Origin of the sequence: Leptospira stimsonii (assembly GCF_003545885.1) — a bacterium.
Taxonomy (GTDB): domain Bacteria; phylum Spirochaetota; class Leptospiria; order Leptospirales; family Leptospiraceae; genus Leptospira; species Leptospira stimsonii.
Window position 1 is genome coordinate 172347 of record NZ_QHCT01000006.1, and the last position, 18043, is coordinate 190389.

Annotated in this window: 18 protein-coding genes; 13 read left to right on the forward strand and 5 right to left on the reverse strand. The window is 43.8% G+C overall.

Annotation, left to right across the window (positions count from 1 at the left end; translation table 11 throughout):
• Positions 1 to 455: 455 nt before the first annotated feature.
• Complete coding sequence (thiM, locus tag DLM75_RS19100; protein WP_118970091.1) at positions 456 to 1232, reverse strand: hydroxyethylthiazole kinase; 777 nt, start codon at positions 1230 to 1232, stop codon at positions 456 to 458.
• Between the two features lie 337 nt (positions 1233 to 1569).
• Between thiM and DLM75_RS19105 the strand changes: the two genes are divergently transcribed.
• The 4 genes from DLM75_RS19105 to DLM75_RS19120 all read left to right on the forward strand — a co-directional run bounded on the left by DLM75_RS19105 (position 1570) and on the right by DLM75_RS19120 (position 6532).
• The gene (locus DLM75_RS19105) at positions 1570 to 1953 is read left to right on the forward strand and encodes a hypothetical protein (RefSeq protein WP_118970146.1); all 384 of its coding nucleotides are present in this window, start codon (positions 1570 to 1572) and stop codon (positions 1951 to 1953) included.
• Positions 1954 to 2210: 257 nt separating this feature from the next.
• Positions 2211 to 3452, forward strand: coding sequence for a M48 family metallopeptidase (locus tag DLM75_RS19110; RefSeq protein ID WP_118970092.1), 1242 nt, complete (start codon positions 2211 to 2213; stop codon positions 3450 to 3452).
• Between the two features lie 151 nt (positions 3453 to 3603).
• Entirely contained in the window at positions 3604 to 4971 is a 1368-nt protein-coding gene (locus tag DLM75_RS19115; RefSeq protein ID WP_118970093.1) for a proline dehydrogenase family protein, read from the forward strand.
• Positions 4955 to 6532 (forward strand): aldehyde dehydrogenase family protein, encoded by a 1578-nt coding sequence (locus DLM75_RS19120; protein WP_118970094.1) that lies wholly within the window; start codon positions 4955 to 4957, stop codon positions 6530 to 6532. The genes DLM75_RS19115 and DLM75_RS19120 overlap by 17 nt, the downstream gene beginning before the upstream one ends.
• A 196-nt stretch (positions 6533 to 6728) precedes the next feature.
• On the opposite strand, the gene DLM75_RS19125 is transcribed toward DLM75_RS19120, so the two are convergent.
• Complete coding sequence (locus DLM75_RS19125) at positions 6729 to 7544, reverse strand: class I SAM-dependent methyltransferase (protein WP_118970095.1); 816 nt, start codon at positions 7542 to 7544, stop codon at positions 6729 to 6731.
• 428 nt (positions 7545 to 7972) lie between these two features.
• On the reverse strand, positions 7973 to 8404 hold the full coding sequence (locus DLM75_RS19135) for an acyl-CoA thioesterase (RefSeq protein WP_118970097.1): 432 nt from the start codon (positions 8402 to 8404) through the stop codon (positions 7973 to 7975).
• Positions 8405 to 8651: 247 nt separating this feature from the next.
• Between DLM75_RS19135 and DLM75_RS19140 the strand changes: the two genes are divergently transcribed.
• From DLM75_RS19140 to DLM75_RS19185, 9 genes are all read left to right on the forward strand, one after another.
• Positions 8652 to 9041, forward strand: a complete 390-nt coding sequence (locus tag DLM75_RS19140) for an ArsR/SmtB family transcription factor (protein WP_118970098.1) — start codon at positions 8652 to 8654, stop codon at positions 9039 to 9041.
• Positions 9028 to 9420 carry a DoxX family protein gene (locus tag DLM75_RS19145; RefSeq protein WP_118970099.1) on the forward strand — a complete coding sequence of 131 codons (393 nt, stop codon included), beginning with the start codon at positions 9028 to 9030 and terminating at the stop codon, positions 9418 to 9420. Before DLM75_RS19140 ends, DLM75_RS19145 begins: the two co-directional genes overlap by 14 nt.
• 68 nt (positions 9421 to 9488) lie before the next feature.
• Complete coding sequence (locus DLM75_RS19150; protein ID WP_118970100.1) at positions 9489 to 9974, forward strand: SRPBCC family protein; 486 nt, start codon at positions 9489 to 9491, stop codon at positions 9972 to 9974.
• 48 nt (positions 9975 to 10022) lie between these two features.
• Positions 10023 to 10508, forward strand: coding sequence for an SRPBCC family protein (locus DLM75_RS19155; protein ID WP_118970101.1), 486 nt, complete (start codon positions 10023 to 10025; stop codon positions 10506 to 10508).
• Positions 10509 to 10523: 15 nt separating this feature from the next.
• A complete protein-coding gene (locus DLM75_RS19160; protein WP_118970102.1) occupies positions 10524 to 11072 on the forward strand; it encodes an SRPBCC family protein in 549 nt (182 codons plus the stop codon).
• Positions 11073 to 11074: 2 nt separating this feature from the next.
• Entirely contained in the window at positions 11075 to 11584 is a 510-nt protein-coding gene (locus DLM75_RS19165; RefSeq protein ID WP_118970103.1) for an SRPBCC family protein, read from the forward strand.
• Positions 11585 to 11649: 65 nt separating this feature from the next.
• A complete protein-coding gene (locus tag DLM75_RS19170) occupies positions 11650 to 12117 on the forward strand; it encodes an SRPBCC family protein (RefSeq protein WP_118970147.1) in 468 nt (155 codons plus the stop codon).
• A 113-nt stretch (positions 12118 to 12230) separates the two neighbouring features.
• Positions 12231 to 13754, forward strand: coding sequence for an MFS transporter (locus DLM75_RS19175; RefSeq protein WP_118970104.1), 1524 nt, complete (start codon positions 12231 to 12233; stop codon positions 13752 to 13754).
• A gap of 883 nt (positions 13755 to 14637) precedes the next feature.
• Positions 14638 to 15909: an amidase gene (locus tag DLM75_RS19185; RefSeq protein ID WP_241547987.1), complete on the forward strand. Its 1272-nt coding sequence runs from the start codon at positions 14638 to 14640 to the stop codon at positions 15907 to 15909.
• A 23-nt stretch (positions 15910 to 15932) separates the two neighbouring features.
• On the opposite strand, the gene DLM75_RS19190 is transcribed toward DLM75_RS19185, so the two are convergent.
• On the reverse strand, positions 15933 to 16475 hold the full coding sequence (locus DLM75_RS19190; protein ID WP_118970106.1) for an SRPBCC family protein: 543 nt from the start codon (positions 16473 to 16475) through the stop codon (positions 15933 to 15935).
• 82 nt (positions 16476 to 16557) lie between these two features.
• Positions 16558 to 18009: a RecQ family ATP-dependent DNA helicase gene (locus tag DLM75_RS19195; RefSeq protein WP_118970107.1), complete on the reverse strand. Its 1452-nt coding sequence runs from the start codon at positions 18007 to 18009 to the stop codon at positions 16558 to 16560.
• Positions 18010 to 18043 lie beyond the last annotated feature (34 nt).

Sequence of the window (18043 nt, forward strand, 5' to 3'; positions counted from 1 at the left end):
AAAGCATGTTTTCCGTCTTTCAAAATCGACATCGGCGTTAGGAAAGCTTCTTCTGTTTTGAAAGTAAGCAAATTGCGACGAATCAAAGATGATACAATCATAAATGGAATTCAAAAAGACACTGTATACTCCCGAAGAAAATGAAAAGCGGCCTCTGCTTTTTAAGCCGAATCCCTTTCTGTCCGGGAATGGTCTCACGAAGAATATCATATTTTTATAATGTTTTTAAGTTATCCTAAGAAACGACACGGAGACTCCTTTTCTATCAGAGATCAATCCTCAAGAAAGGATGTCAATTCCGACCGAGTATGCAATACGAGCCGTTCGTCAAATACGGCTCGACTTCGAACCTTCCTAAAAAGCAACGAAGTTGCGATTTCGGCCCCTTTCAAGAAAGTTCGGACTAAAATATTCATATTTCCTAATTTACTTTGAAGTAAAAAAGGAAGAACCGATCACAAAGAAAGAAGATTCAGTTCATCCAGAAAAGCCACGGCAAAACTTCCGGTTCCCTTTGAATCGCGAGCGGCCCTGGCGCCAGCTACCGCAAAGACGGCCGAAGCGGAAACTGCGGCCCGTAACGGATCCTTTTGAATTCCTAAAAAGGAAGCCATTAAGGCGCCGAGAGAACAACCGACTCCCGTCACTTTCGTCATCATTGCATGACCACCCGGTACCGCGATCGTTTGATTTCCATTCGTGATATAATCGATTTCTCCGCTCACCGCGACTACCGCGCCGAGCTTTTCAGAGAGTTCTATTGCGAAAGGCAAGGCTTCGGAAGAGCTTGCGATCGAGTCCACTCCTTTTCCTCCTCCCGCGGTTCCGGCTAACGCAAGAATTTCGGAAGCGTTCCCGCGAATTACACTCGGCTTTTGCTGAAGCAATTCCTGTACAACCTCGGTTCTAAACCGAAGAGCGCCAGCGGCGACCGGATCGAGAACCCAAGGGGTCCCCGCTTTGTTTGCGGCGGTGGCCGCAAGCCTCATCACCTTTGCGTCCGTACTCGTAACGGTGCCTACATTGATGAGGAGTCCGCTCGCAATCGAAGCAAAGTCGGCGACTTCTTCCTCGGCAATCACCATCGCGGGAGAAGCACCGATCGCAAGTAGAACGTTGGCGGTCCAATTGGTAACGACGATATTCGTTATAACGTGTGTTAGGGGGGAAATTTTTCTAAGTGCAGAAAGATCCTCTACGATCTCCGGCGAGGGCCAAATTTTTTCAATCATTGCGTGTTTCACATCCGATTTACGACTTATTCAATTCCTATTTCAAGAAACGAATCTGTAAAGGAAATTCACAATTCGAAACGACTAAAAGTATCTCGTCGATTTACGCTGAAAAAAACTCTCTCTCCAGTGAAAAAGAAATGTGAATCCGGAAAATAAAACCTTCTTTGTGAAATGCGCAAAGGAGAACGGAAAACGTTTCGGACCCTGCAAAATTTTAGAAGGAAACCCTATTCCCCAAGAAGAGATAAAACGAAACCAACGGGATAACGAAGAGGTCAAAGCCCATGTCGATCGAAACTCACGTAAAATCGAACGAATCACTTGGAGTAACGGAATGAATCTTCTGAAGACCGCTTTGATTGTTGGACTCTGTTTCCTTCCTTTGTTAAGCGAATACGCACAACCGAACGGCGCCCACAGAGACAACTGTAGAGCCGAAAGAGAAACCTATTGTAAGGATGTAAGACCGGGACCGGAAGGACATCGTTGTCTGAAGGAAAACGAATCCAAACTTTCCGCTTCGTGCAAATCTCATCTCGCGGAGATGGAAACAAGACACAAGGCCATGAAAGAAGCCTGCGCGGTCGACGAGGAAAAGTTCTGCAAGGATTCCACTCGCGAAAACGGCGGACCGATGCGTTGTCTTAGATCACACGAATCGGAACTGAGCGCGAAGTGCAGAGACGCACTCCCACCGCCGCCCCCGGACAAACGATAAAAATTTGGGCATTCCCCGCTTGCAAAAAGTTTCGTAATCAATGATGAAAAAGAAAACGCAAGCGGGTCGGGCTACTCCAAGTTCGTCGCAAAGCGACTCATCTCGAACGGCTCGCAAAAAAAACCAAAACCCGCCCCAAGAGGTTCGAGACGCTTCGCGCTTTTCGTATCCCTAATGCGTTCTCTAAAACATGAAATTACTTGACTAAAAGAATGTGAATTCGAAAATCACACTGCCTCGTAACCTCGGAAAACACAATGCAACTCAAAACGATCCTTTTGCTCTTTTACATCCTTCAAATTCTTTTTACCTTGACGATGAAATATTTATCCTATGAAGGAAACAACTCACCGCAACTACATGAAGAAATTCTAAAATACTTTACGGAAACCGATATACAGAAGGGAATTGAATACGCCAGAAGCGGATTCTTCGCCTCCGTTCTATCCGATCTTCTGGACTTTGTCGTAGCGGGAATTTTTGTCTTCTCTCCTCTTTCCGTAAGATTGGAATCCTATTTGGAAAAAAGGTCCGGAAATCGTTTTTATCTTACCGTATTGTTCTTCTTTTTGATCTTTAGCGCCGTTCAATTTTTGATATCGATTCCGTTTCAATATTATTTTGGATTCGTTTTGGAACACCAATTCGGTTTTTCTAAAATGACTTTTTTAGATTGGGTTGTCTATACGGGTAAATCCTTAGGAATCGCCGCGTTAGGCGGAAGCGTCGCTGTAATCGGAATCGCATTCATACTGAAAAAATTTCAAAAGATATGGATGTATTTGGTTCCGATGGTTTCCTTAATTTTCGGACTTCTACTTTCTATTTTGTTCCCGATCATCATTACTCCTCTTTTTTACGAATACAAACCCATCGAAGAAGGAAGCCTCAAAACGAAAATCATCGCCCTCTGCGAAAAGGCGCAGATTCAGGTCGAGAACGTATATGTAATCAATGAAAGTAAATATTCGGTTCATACGAACGCGTATTTTACCGGTTGGGGAGAAAACAGAAAGATCTTTCTTTACGATACACTGATTCAAAATCACACCGAAGAAGAAATCATCAGCGTTTTGGGTCATGAGATCGGACATTGGACGCACAATCATCAGATCAAAGACATCGCCATCAGCACCGTCGAAACCTTATTTTTATGTTTTCTTTTGGCCTACCTTTTTAAGAAATTCAAAGAGGAAGGTTCCGTTTCTTTGAGACAATTCTATTCCCCATCGACGCTTCCGTTTCTGTTTTTGCTTCTTTCTCTTTTCGGATCGCTTACGAGACCGGTTTGGAGTACATTCAGTAGAACGCAGGAAACAGAGGCTGACATAGAAGCGCTCGTATTAACGAAGGACAAGAAGTCGTTTATCAATACGGAGATCAAGTTAGCCAAAGACAACCAGGGAAGGCTCAATCCACATCCGGCGGAAGTTTTCTTTTACCACTCGCATCCAACGACCTTGGAAAGAATCCATTTGGCGGAGGAATGGAAAAACTAACCGTTACTTACGGATTTGTCTTTCGTTTGAAAGACGCTTGTTACCGAGAATTCATATAAACTTCTTTTTTATGGTTTCCAATTTCTGATTTTTTATGGAAACATAATACCGCAGAAGGAAAGCCGCATTCTCTTATGCGAAGGGTAACAAAATGATTACGATCGACTCCGAAAGTCTCGAACTCAAGACAAAGACCCTGGGGATGCGAATTTTCCAGGAAGACGAAAGCCAATCCTCTCGTTATCTTTCCAAACATTTCTGGATAAAAAAATTTCTCGGACTCTCTTTTCGTTTTCCAAAACTGAAGATCGAAATGTTCCGTTTTGTGGACGTTCTCCCTTCTTTACGCACAAAAAAAGAGATCACGGAACACTTCGTCTTATACATATTAAACGAAAATACGGAGACGCAAAACTGGATACGGTCTTTGTTGCGTTTTTTTCTTCGTATCCCTCCGATTCCTTTTTTTTTCGGAATCGGAATTCAAGCCGCGATTCTGAAAACATCGGGAACCTTTATCGCGGGTAAAAATTTTCAAAAAGCCGAAAAACGACTCCGAACCATAAGAAAGAAGAATTCAGTTTTTACGCTCGACGTTTTGGGAGAAGCCGCACTTTCGGAAAAAGAAGCGGACGGATATCAAAAACAATATCTTGAAATTCTCGAAAGCGTGGATTCCTTCGCTGGAGCGGAAACTACCGGGTATGGAGTTTGCCCTTTCGTAAACGTATCCATCAAATGTTCGAGTTTGTTTTCTCAAATCTCATCGTTGGCAAAGGAAGAGTCCGTCGCGATTCTCAAGGAAAAGCTTCGTCCCATTCTACGACTCGCGAAAAGAAAACAGTATTTCGTAAATCTCGACGCGGAACAGTACGATTATAAAGAAATTCTAATCACTCTCGCGAAAGAAATTTTTTCAGAACCGGAATTCGAAGACTACCCGCACTTTGGAATCGTGATCCAAGCATATCTAAAGGAATCAAAAGAGGATCTCATTCGTATTTTAGAATATTCTAAAAATAGAAAAGCACCTTTGACGGTTCGACTCGTAAAAGGCGCATATTGGGAATACGAGGTGATCAAGGCAAAAGAAAAAGGCTGGGATGTCCCGGTTTTCGAAAATAAAAACGAAACGGATTTCAACTACGAAGAATGCGCGAAAATTCTTCTGGATTCCCATCCTATTATTCTTTCCGCGTTCGCTTCGCATAACATTCGAAGTCTATCCGCGATTCTTACGTATGCCGAGAGCAGAGGTATTCCAAAGAGGGATTTCGAAATTCAGATGTTATACGGGATGGGGGATTCTTACAAAGTCGTATTAAAAAAAATGGGATATCGAATCCGCGAATACACTCCGTTAGGCGATATTCTTCCCGGAATGGCTTATTTGGTAAGACGACTTCTGGAAAACACTTCCAATCAGGGCTTTCTCCAGAACTTTCTCTCTGGAAGAATGGATTACTCGCACCTTTTAAAAAATCCCAAGGAATCGATTATCGATGCAAAACTTTTATAACGAGCCGATCCGAAATTTTTCCAAAGAAGAAAACCGAAGTTGGATTTTTCCTACGATTCAAAAAATACGGAGCGGTTTTCCGATTTTTGTACCCGCAATCGTGAACGGCGTAGAGATTCGAAATCTTGCCAAACAAAAACACACGAATCCCGCTAAAAAAAAAGAAATCACGACGGAATATTCTCTGAGCGATCTTTCGACTTTGGAAAACGCGATTCGGATTTCTAAAAAACATTTTTATCGTTGGAGCGAACTCGATCCTAAAGAAAGAATTTCGATTCTTTGGAATGTGGGAACGATGATCCTGGAAAAAAGGGATGAACTCAGCGCATTGATTCTATTAGAAACGGGAAAAACGATTCCCGAGGCCGAAGCGGACATCGTCGAGGCGATCGACTTTTGTAGATATTATGCGAAAGAATACGAAGGAATTTGCAAAGGCAAAAGAGTCGATCTTCCCGGAGAAGAAAACTTCTACACTTATAAACCGAAAGGAATCGTCGGAGTCATCGCACCTTGGAATTTCCCGGCGGCGATCCTAACCGGAATGTGCGCGGGACCTTTGGTCTGTGGAAACGCGGTTCTCTTAAAACCCGCAGAACAATCCTCCGCAACGGCACTTTTTCTATATCGCCTCTTCTTAAAAGCGGGAGTTCCAAACGAAGTATTTCATTTTCTACCGGGAAAAGGAGAAGAGATCGGCGCCGCGATCGTAAAACATCCGGAAGTTGCCGTGATCAACTTCACCGGATCAAGAGAAGTCGGTGTGTCCATCCTAGAGGAATGCGCTCAAATCAGATCCGAATCGAGAAGAATCAAACGCGCGTTATGTGAGATGGGCGGAAAAAATCCGATCATCGTGGACGGTGACGCGGATTTAGATCTCGCCGTGGAAGGCGCGCTTCATTCTGCGTTCGGTTTTCAAGGGCAAAAGTGTAGCGCTCTTTCCAGATTGATTCTATTAGATTCTTGTTATGAAACATTCAAAACAAGATTTCTGGAGGCGGTCTCTTCCTTAAAGATCGATTCTCCCGAAATCCTTTCCGCGAAGATCGGGCCGGTGATCACCGAAGAATCGAGGCAAAGGTTGGAAACGATTCTTACAAAACACAAAGATAAGATTCTCTTTCAGGCGGATCTTTCGGAAGACTTAAAGTCAATGGGTCATTACGTCCCGCCTACCGTATTCGAAGAAAAGGATTGGAATAGCGAACTTGCAACGAAAGAATTCTTTGGACCTTTGGTGGCCCTCTTTCGTGTAAAAACATTCGACGAAGCGATAGAAAAGGCGAACGATTCGGAGTACGCGCTTACCGCCGGTGTTTATTCTCGAAATCCGGAACATATCGAAAAAGCAAAACGAAGGATCGAAGCGGGAAACCTTTATATCAACCGCGCGATCACAGGCGCGGTCGTCGAAAGACAACCGTTCGGCGGTTATAAACTTTCCGGTGTAGGAGCAAAAGCGGGAGGTCCTGATTATCTCAAGAGTTTTTTAGAGCCGATCACGATCACCGAAAACACGATGCGAAGAGGATTTACGGCGGAACTGATTCAATAAGCAAGAGAAGGATTCGGTCGATAATCGACGAAAAAAAACGGGATGTGGTCATCCAAATTCTTTTCGTTCGTTAAACTCGTCTAGATCGAACATCGAACGATACAAAAAAAGCCCCGTGCAATGACTCACGTTCTTCGGAAAAAAATTTCGAATCTGGATTCTCCCTATCCTCTTCCCGTTTTATCGGTTGCTTCGATCAGTCCGGCTTTTTTGCGACCGCGATATAAGCTTCTGAGGAAAGGGAAACCGGAATGTTCTTGAGCCGAGAATTGAGATGATCCAACATGATTTTTCTTTTTTCGTTCCAGACGGATTCGGTCATTTTACTTTTCATCCACCGAAGAGGAGCTCCACCGTCGATCATGGAATCGAGGAATTCTTCTCCGTCCGTTACTTCGATCGAATTGGAAAAAGGAAGAATTTCGATTTCTTGAAAGCCGGCCGTGTTCAATTGCTCTCGAAAGAATTCCGGATTTTCAAAACTGGAAGGATTGGTCTGTGGTTCCGGAATTTCAGGATTCGCCTTACGAAGCGCGCCAAATAAAAATTGCATCAAAGGAGAATGGTTCACGGGTGCCCAACCGGAAACCGCGACCTTCTTTCCGGGTTTAAGAACTCGATACATTTCTTTGAGACCTAAGAGTTTGTCCGGAAAAAACATCAGACCGAACATGGAAAACGCTCCGTCAAAATGATTTTGCGGGAACTCCAATTTCTGACCATCCATGACAAGAGGAATCACATTCGAAACGTTTTCTTCTTTCATTCCTTTTTTGAGTTGTTCGATCATCGGTTCCGAAAAATCGATCGCATACACTTCTTTAACGATTTTGGAAAGAGGAATGGCGAGTGTTCCAGGGCCAGTGGCCACATCCAAAACGACGTCCTCGGAATTGAATCCGAGCAATTCCATCGCCTTACGCGAATAAGCTTCTAAGAATTGTTTGGTGGATTTTGTATATCCTTCTGCGACTAAGGACCAAGGTTCAACGGAGGAAAGAGGATTAGACATGATTCATACTCTATGCCTTGTGCGCAAAATATTACCAGCAAATTCTAAGATCCCTGTATCGATTTCCTCGTAATTCGGATTTATAGGAACTAACGCCGAAAACAATCAAGTCCATAAATTATTTCTAAGCCGGAACAAAAACGAAAAAAAATCCGGGCCGGATCGGCTCTCGGTTCCTTTTCGAATTTCTAAAATAAACAGAGTGAAACGAATTCGAAACGGAAGAATTTTGTCCTCCGGATTTCGATGAGAGGGCAACGTTTCGAGAAAGAAAGGATTCTTCCGAAATTCTATCTCGGACGGACTGGAAGTCCGATTGCAAGTTTTTTTCAGCGGATCCGCTTTGTCGAAACAACGGAAGAATCCGACTTCCAAGAGAATTTCATTTTGTATCCCGTTCTATGCGGGAACTCCTCAAAAAAAACTTTCTATTCGGTAGGAATCGCGTGCAACTCGAACGCGTTCAACAGTTCTTCCGAATACTTCCAAGGCCTATTTTTGTTAAAATCGAAAAGAATGCAGGTGGAAAGAGAATCGCAGGCGATCTTCCTGTCGGACTTCCGGATGAGCTTTTGAAAAATCTTACAACGAGAACCCGCAAGTTCCCCAAAAAATGTGGTCACGAGAATCGTTTCCGGATAACGGATCTCCGCCTTGTAGTCGGTTTCCGAACGGAGAATCATCGGACCGATGTTCGCTTCCTTCATTTTCGAATAACTCAAGCCCGCTTCTTCAAGAGCGACCATTCTCCCTTCGTGTAAGAAAACCTGAAAATTTCCAACATTGAGATGTCCGTTTGGATCGCACTGGCTCCAAAGCACCGGAATTTCATACTGAAATTCCTTCGATATCATACTCATATTTCACTCCATTTATCACTGAATATTCATAAAACAGAATGAAAGGTTTTTTGTTTCTATGAAAATTATAGTTTGATGTAAAATTAATAATTTGATGAGAAAACTTTTTAAACCGGTAGACAGGCTTCTTTTCTGGGGTTATCCTTTGTCCTTCTTCTCCTTCGATCCATTTTTCTATTTTTTTCCGAGGAAGTGATTGACAATTCCTGCCTTGAGGGATAATTTAACCGAAAGGTTAATTAACCATATGGTTCAACAAGACGCTACAGAAGATCATCTCAGCCTTACGTTTGCCGCTCTGGCGGACCCGACTCGGCGAAAGATTTTGGCCACCCTTCGATACGGTGACGTAACCGTGAAGCAACTTGCGGAACCCTTTGCCATGAGTCTTCCCGCGATCACCAAACATCTCAAGGTGCTGGAAAGAGCCGGACTGATTTCCCGAGGCAAGGAGGCACAATGGAGACCTTCTCGTTTAGAAACAGGGCCCTTAAAAGAAGTGGCTGATTGGATCGACGAATACAGACAAATCTGGGAAGCCAGACTCGATCGACTGGATGATTATTTGCGGGAACTCCAGCAAATCGAGGCAAACGAACAAACAAACCAAAGGAAATTCGACAATGAACAAGGATAAAATCAAAAACATCATCTACTGGGTAACGACGGTTATGGTCGCCGCAAACTACGCGTTCGCCGCTTACGCATATACAACGCAAGGACCGGAAGTAGTTGAAGGAATGACCAAACTCGGCTATCCCCTCTACTTCGTCACTCTTCTCGGAGTTTGGAAACTTCTCGGCGCGATCGCTATCAGCGTCCCGAAATTCCCTCTTCTAAAAGAATGGGCTTATGCGGGAATGTTTTTCAACCTCACCTCCGCTTCCATCTCCAACGGAATTTCCGGTTTCGAAACCGCGCACATCGTTATGCCCCTCGTAGGCGTTGTGTTAGTCGCTCTTTCATGGGCGCTTCGTCCCGAAAGCAGAAGACTTCCCGGAGTCTGGAGTTTATAAGAATTTTAGAATCGATTCTGCACTCGTAAAAAGAAAGCAAACTGAGAATTCAAAAAGGATCAAACAACATGGCAAACAATGATCGAACGATAAACGAAGTTGTTATCACAAGAATCTTCGACGCTCCGAGAGAACTCGTTTTCAAAGCCTGGACGGATCCGGAACATCTGATGCGTTGGTGGGGACCGAAAAACTTCACATCCCCCGCTTGCAGAATCGATTTTCGAGTCGGCGGGAAGTATGTCTTCGGGTTACGTTCCCCGGAGGGTCAAGAGTTTTGGAGCACGGGATTCTTTCGTGAAATCGTAATACCGGAAAAGATCGTATATTCTGATTCGTTCGCCGACGAAAACGGAAATCCGGTTCCAGCTTCTCATTACGGTTTTAAAGGGGAATTTCCCGAAACGACCACCGTCTCTCTTTTGTTCGAAAAAATCGAAAACAAGACAAAACTTACCTTAAGACATATCGGACTTCCTGCCGGAGAGATTAGCGAAATGACGAAGGCAAGTTGGAACGAGATGATCGATAAACTGGATGAAAGTTTAAAATAGAATTTTCGTTCTTTTTAGAATTCGATTCGGAATAAGCAAAGATAAACAATGAACTCAAGTAACGATCATAAATCAAACACAGCCGATCGAGAGATCACCACCTCACGCGTGTTTGACGCACCGCGAAAATTGGTCTGGAAGGTTTGGACCGATCCAAATCACATAGGCAACTGGTGGGGACCGAACGGCTTTACGAATACCATCGAAACGATGGAAGTAAAACCGGGTGGGATCTGGAAACTGATCATGCACGGACCGGACGGAACGGATTATCCCAACCGAATCACTTACATCGAAGTCGTGAAACCGGAACGATTGGTTTATAAACACGGCTCCGATCTGGAAGATCACCCCGGCGATTTCCACGTAACCGTTACGTTCGAAGAAGAAAACGGAAAAACAAAACTAACCATGCATTCCCTTTTCAAAACTTCGGCCGCAAGAGACGAGGTTGTGGAAAAATACGGAGCGATAGAAGGAATGAATCAAACTCTCAATCGCCTCGGAGATTATCTTACAAAGGTTTCAAATTAATAAACGGAGAATTTTATGTCTTTGATCAAACTTACTTTACTTTCGATCGTCGGCCTTCTGATCGTCGTCATCGTAATCCTTCTCGTGTATGCGAGTACAAAGCCGAACGACTTTCGTTACGAAAGATCGATCGTTATCCAAGCTCCTCCAGAGAAAGTATATCCGTTGATAAGCGACTTCCATACTTGGGCCCAGTGGTCGCCGTGGGAAAAAATCGATCCGTCGATGAAGAAGACCTATAGCGGACCTGCCAACGGAATCGGCACCGTTTACGAATGGGAAGGAAACAAGGATATCGGAAAAGGTCGTATGGAAATTACGGATGCGAATTCTCCCTCTAAAATCGTCATCAAATTGGATTTTTTGGTTCCATTCGAAGCTCACAATACCGCAGAGTTTACTTTAGTTAAGAGCGGCGATTCAACTCAGGTAACTTGGGTTATGTTCGGAAAAAATATCTTCTTCTCTAAGATTATGGGAATCTTCCTGAATATGGATGTGATGATCGGAAAACAATTTGAAACCGGCCTGATAAACCTAAAAAGACTTGGAGAAGGAAAATAAGAATGAGCGAAAGAAAAGACATTCAAAATCCTGAATTTACCTTTTCAAGAACGTTTGATTTTCCCCGAGAACTCGTTTGGAAAGCTTGGACGGAACCGAAAAGGCTCGCCGAATGGTGGGGGCCGAAAGGACTCAAGATGGGAGTGACTCATCTGGACTTGAAACCGGGAGGATTGTTTCATTACAGTATGACAACTCCGGACGGACAAACCATGTGGGGAAGATTTGTGTATAAAGAGATCACTCCGCCGGAAAAGCTTGTGTATGTGGTTTCCTTTTCGGATGAGAACGCTGGAATGAGTCTCCCTCCTATGGCCGCTAATTGGCCTTTAGAAATTCTCAACACCGTAATTTTTACGGAAGAAAAAGGAAAGACCATTCTCAGCTTAAAAGGAACGCCGATCAACGCGACGCCGGAAGAAATCAAAGTTTTCGGAGACAACTTCCCGTCTATGAATCAGGGCTTTACTGGCACTCTGGATCAACTCGAAGCGTATCTTGCCAAACAGTAAATTAGGAAAACGGAATGTGGGTCGTTCAAATATTATTTCCAGGAGGCCCACTCCAGGAGAATCGTATGAAGGAAAAAGAAAGACTATTCCCGGCGAAGATTTCCGAAAGAGAAATCGTAAGCACGAGAGTTTTCGACGCGCCGAGGGATCTAGTTTTCGAGGCATGGACAAATCCGGATCATCTGAAGCTCTGGTGGGGACCAAAGGATTTTAAAAACACGTTTTTTGAATTCGATCTTAAACCCGGAGGGAATTGGAGATTTGTGATGCACGGACCTGACGGAACCGACTATCAAAATCATTGTGTTTATGTGGAAATCCAAAAGCCGGAAAAACTTCGATTCGAACATGTTTCTCAACATCACTATGTAGCGGCGATTGATTTTGAAGAAGTGGGAAATCAAACGAAGGTTTCTTTCGGAATGACCTTCGACACTGCGGAAGAATTCGAGAAAGTCAAAAAATACATCGAAATCGGAAACGAACAAAACTTTGACAGACTGGAAACAGAACTTGTAAGAATGGCTCTCTAAACCATATTAGTACTTTTAAATTTTAGAATATTATATTTTTATACAAAAAAAAGAACTCAGTTCCGGCAACAGCCTATTCTGCCACGAACCGATCGAGTAAGAAAATGAATAAAATGGACATCAATACAAATTTAGCGGGAAGAAAAGAATGGATCGGGCTCGCCGTGATCTCGCTTCCCTGTTTACTCTACGCAATGGATCTTACCGTCCTCTACCTTGCGGTTCCCCATCTTACCGAGGATTTAAAACCTTCGGGATCTCAACTCCTTTGGATCGTCGATATCTACGGCTTTATGGTCGCCGGTTTTTTGGTCACGATGGGAACTTTAGGAGATAGAATCGGAAGAAGAAAACTTCTGATGATCGGTGCTTTTGCTTTCGGAGTGGCCTCGGTACTCGCGGCGTTTTCCAGAACTGCGGAAATGTTGATCGCGACTAGAGCGCTACTCGGAATCACGGCCGCCACCTTAGCGCCGTCGACCCTATCATTGATTCGTAATATGTTTTTGGATTCGCAGGAAAGAACTTTTGCAATTGGAATCTGGGGAATGAGTTTTTCCATAGGAGGAGCGATCGGCCCGTTGATCGGAGGATTACTCCTAGAACATTTCTGGTGGGGTTCCGTGTTTCTTCTCAGCGTCCCTGTCATGATTCTTCTTTTGATCGTAGGCCCGAAACTTTTGCCTGAATTTAAGGATCCGAACGCCGGTAGATTGGATATCCTCAGCGCAGTTCTATCCTTAGTTTCCGTCCTTTCCGTGATCTTCGGATTAAAACAAATCGCGGAACACGGTTGGAGTCTTTTGTCCGTTCTGACAATCGTATTAGGATTGTTAGTTGGAGCGCTCTTTATCCGCAGACAAAAGAATCTAAAAGATCCGATGATCGATCTCGAACTCTTCCGGGTTCCAGCTTTTAGTGCCGCGCTCATCGCGAATAGCCTAACGATCTTTGTGGGATTGGGAAGTTTTCTCTTCTCAGCACAGTATCTTCAATTGGTCCTCGGATTATCCCCAATGGAAGCCGGCCTTTGGACTTTGCCTTCCGCAGGGGGGAACGTTGTAGGATCGATGACGGTACCGATGCTCGTAAGAAAAATTCGCCCAGTCTTGATCGTCGCTGGCGGTTTAATTCTAACGGTGATTGGAATGTCGCTCTACTCGCTCGTGGACGAACAAAACGGATTGGCATACATTGTCTTCGGATCGGTGATTCTATCCTTAGGAATCTGCTCGGTTGTAATTATCGGGACCGATCTCATCGTCGGTTCGGCTCCGCCGGAAAAGGCAGGAGCCGCGGCATCCATTTCCGAAACGGGAACTGAATTCGGAGGAGTTCTCGGAATCGCAGTGTTGGGTAGCATCGGAACGGCCGTCTATAAAAACCGGATGGAAGGAATCGAGTTGGACGGACTGACTCCCGAGTTAGTGGATGCCGCCCATGGAACGTTAGGCGCCGCCGTGGCCATAGCAAAAGAATTGCCTGAACAACTCGGACATTCTCTCCTCATTCCCGCCAAACAAGCGTTCACCGATTCCTTTCAGATAGTCTCGATTCTTTGCGCCGGAATCGCATTGGTTTTGGCGATAACCGTCATCGCATTTCGCAAGAGCTTAGGAAGAGAAGAAGAAGTATGAATAGGAAAACTCCGTCGCTCAACCGCTTTCAAGAATGACAAGGAACCAAAAGGGAGATCCGCATATTCTTTTGAAACAATAGAATCAAGGAAGCATTCACAGTATGGAAAAGTTCAAGGGGAGATCTGAAAGACCGTGAGATTAAAAAGTGCACTCGAAAAAACAAGAACCGAAATCAGAAGCAACTGATGAGAACCGTCTAAGAAAAAAATGAAAGTAGAGATCGACATAGAAACTTTGAAAGTTCTTTCGGAAAATTCATCCAATCAAAAGAAAGAAATGGGAAAGCTATTGTATCACCCCTCTGTTTTAAAAAACGGGAGTCTTCCCGCGAAAAATCCGGAAAAGCAACTTAGAAAAGATTACATTTCTATGATACAGTCTCTTTTATTTTAAAGAATGGGAACTCTAAGGAATGAAACCGAAAGAAATAAATTTCGAGCATGGAAATATCAGCACGAACGTCGCCGCACTCCTACTCAAGACTCATCGTGGGAGGACTTTAAATCCAATTCAAAATGAAGCTGGTTTGACAAGATTCTCCTCCCTCATTTATCGAACCAGATGAGTTTTCGGATCGAAAACTTCGTTCCTCCTTGTCTTCTTCGCAGATTTTTTTTGCGGATTTTTCGTGACTGTCGGCAATGACATTCGCCTAACAGTGATTCAAATTTTTATAACGATGTTCGTTGCGTTTTTTATGATGTATGCAAAGGACCCATTCCAAATAAAAAGCCTGGCCTTTCGGTCTCGGTCTTTCGATTCATCCTGGGGAGTGGAAAATTCTCACCGGATCAATCTATACTTCCGAAATTCAAAAAAATAAAATCCGAAAGGGAACTTCTTTTTCGGAAAAGAGTGGAAATCGTGTCGAAGTCAGAAAATGATTTCCAATCTAAGCTGGAACGTTATGAATCACTCTAAATCCAAAAGTCGAAGCTTAAACTCACACGGAACGATTTCGGACATAAGCGCGGAAATCCGATCCGGAAAAATTTCTCCCGTTGACATTGTAAAAAACTGTTTTTCAAGAATCGAAAAACTCAATAAGAATCTCAACGCATTCATAACCGTACTCGGCGAACAGGCCATCGAAGAAGCGAAGGTAGCGGAAAAAGAAATTCAGAACGGAAACTGGAAAGGTCCGCTTCACGGTATTCCGATCGGGATCAAAGATATGTTCGATACGGCGGGGATTCGAACGACTGCCGGCTTTGAACACTTTCAAAATCGATTTCCGAAGCGGGATGCGGTAGCGGTAACAAAACTCAAAGAAGCCGGGGCGATCGTAATCGGAAAAACGAATATGCACGAACTTGCGATAGGAACTACTTCGATCGAAAGCTATTTCGGCTCCGTGCACAACCCTTGGAATCGGCAATACATCGCAGGGGGTTCCTCGGGAGGCTCTGCAGTCGCCGTCGCATCCGGATTTTGTTATGCGACATTAGATACGGACGCGATCGGTTCCTGTAGATTGCCGGCCGCCTGTTGCGGGGTAACCGGATTCAAACCGAGCTACGGATTAGTAAACTTGGAAGGAGTTCTTGCCGGCGAAAAAGCGGACGAGAAAATATTAAGAATCGCTCATGCGGCATTCATGGCTCGTAGTGCACTTGACGTAAAAATTTTAATGGACGTATTCTTAAATCACGAAACGAAATCGGAAATCGCATCCTCCCTAAATTCCAAATTTAGAATCGGATACGTTCTCAATTTTCACGCGACCGAAGAAATACGAAGTACGTTTCAAAAGACGAGGGACGTTCTTTTTTCTTTGGGTCATTCGTTTCAAGAAACCGAACTGGATATCTCGCCGAATTTCGATTCTAAAACCATGGAACAAGACAGAAAGGAAGTGAATCGACTTTTCTTTCAGGAAGTCGATCTTCTTATCCTTCCTACAACGACGGAAACCGTTCCCAAAATCAATGCCGCTTCCAAAAAAGGACCGATCGCTCTTTCCGCGGACAACACTTTCTTTTGTAATTACTACGGACTGCCTGCGATCAATCTTCCTTGCGGATTCGATACAAAAGGATTGCCCATCGGTTTCCAGATCGTCGGCGCCCCGGGAAAGGAGCATAACGTTCTAGAATTGGCGCGACAATTTCAAGACGTTACCCAGTGGCACCTGCGTTTTCCGAAGGGTTAATCGAAGCGACTGATTCTTACTTCTTATTTTTCAAGAATCGTTTTTAAATTCTTGAGACTTTCATCCATATTGTTAATGATCTTCTTCTGCTGATCAAAACAAACGTTCACGAGAAAACTGATCACGGTCATCGGAAAAGACATACGATCGTACATACCCAGAGAAACCTTGGTTTGATTTTCTCCCACGGTTTTTGTGGTGGCGTACGAAGTAAAACTCGCCTCAAACGGTTTTTTAAAACGAATTTGAGTTTCGAACCTCTCCCCATCTATAATACTTTTAATTTCCTGTTCCGCTGTCCCCACCTCAGGATGATTGCTCTCCCAAGCGCTCGTGAAACCGACAGTTCCGTCGACTCCTTTGAATTCTTTTTTCATATTCGGATCTTTTTTAGACCAAGCATTCCATTGTTCGTGATTCTTTAAATATTTGATATGATCGAAAACTTGCCTTTTCGATTTATGGATCACGATTTCTCGTTCGAGTTGAAAGTCTTTCGGTGCGATCCATGCAAGAGCTACAATGAGCGCGACCAATCCGCCGACTATGTATAATATAATCTTCATATTCCAGTCTCTCCTTTTACGAAAGAAATCTCTTACCCGGTCGATTGTAAATGTAAAAATCTATTTTCTTAAAAAACAAAACTCAAAGATCGGATTTTTTCTCCGATCGACACACGTCGCAATTTCCACAACCGGGAAATGTCGCATTAAAATATTCGTAAACGAATTCCCTTCTACATTTCTCTGATTTGAGATAGAGAAGCATCTGATACAAACGTTTAAGACTTGTTTTCTTCTTTAAATCCAAAAGCTCCGGAGAAAGAAGTGCGTCCGGCAAAGGGCCTCTCAATCGTAAAGAATTTCTTTCCAATTCTCCGGAGGTAACTCCGTGTCTTTCAAAAAGATTGAGCACCGTTTGAAGACGATGGTCCCCACGATTGCGATGAACGACCTTGGATTGTAATTCTTCGTAGGTCAAGGACGACAGCTTTTCACCGAGGTGTTGCATCGTTTGAAAAACTCTTCCGATAAAAATCTCGTCCGGATTCTGCCACTCGATAAATTCCATTAGTACGGTTAGATCGTCTTGAATATAAAAAACGTGGCAATCGGAAGAATTTCCGTCTCTTCCTGCACGCCCGATCTCCTGATAATAACTTTCCAACGAAGAAGGAAGTTCAGCGTGAATGATCGTCCGAATATTCGGCTTGTCCACGCCCATCCCGAAAGCATTGGTCGCAAGAAGAATCGTATTGTCCGATTTTAAAAATTGATTTTGAACACGTTTTCTTTGATCCGGCGCCAATTGCCCGTGGTAGATTCGATGCGGAATTTTCTGTATATCGAGTTTCTCGCTAAACTTTTCTATATTCTTGATTAAATTGAAGTAAACGATCGTACTTTCTTTCTGCACTTTTAAAAGATCGACGATCGCATCCATCTTGGAAGGCTCATCCACAAAAGTTCGAACGTCCAAAAACAAATTCGGTCTACAGATTCCTTCGTTATAAATTTCGATTTCGGATTCGTTTAAACCGATTTGACGAACAATGTCCTTCTGTATTTCTGAAGTCGCCGTTGCGGTTAACGCGATCGTAACGGGATTGCGGAGAATTTCCCGAAATTCGGAAATTTTCGTATAATCCGGACGGAAGTCATGACCCCATTGACTGATACAATGCGCCTCGTCGATCGCGAGTAAGGAGACCGTTCTTCCATGCAGAGCATCCAAGAACGCACGCTTCCGAAATCTTTCCGGGGAAACGTAGAGAATCTTATACTTTCCGTTTTTTAAATTCTCATAGCTACGAATCCGATCTTCTTTGGACAAAGAGGAATTGATATAACCCGCGTCTATTCCGAGCGCTTTTAACTTGGAAACCTGATCTTGCATCAAAGCGATTAACGGCGAAATAACGATCGTCAATCCGTCCATCGCCAGAGCGGGCAACTGATAGCAGATCGATTTTCCCATTCCGGTCGGCATGATCACAAGACAATTCCTTCCGGAAAGAACATCCGAAATGATTCTCTCTTGTGAAGTTCGGAAAGAGGAAATTCCAAAAAAAGTTTTGAGTTCGGAGACGGAAGGCATTCAGAATACATTCTTCGATCGATCTTTGAGAGCA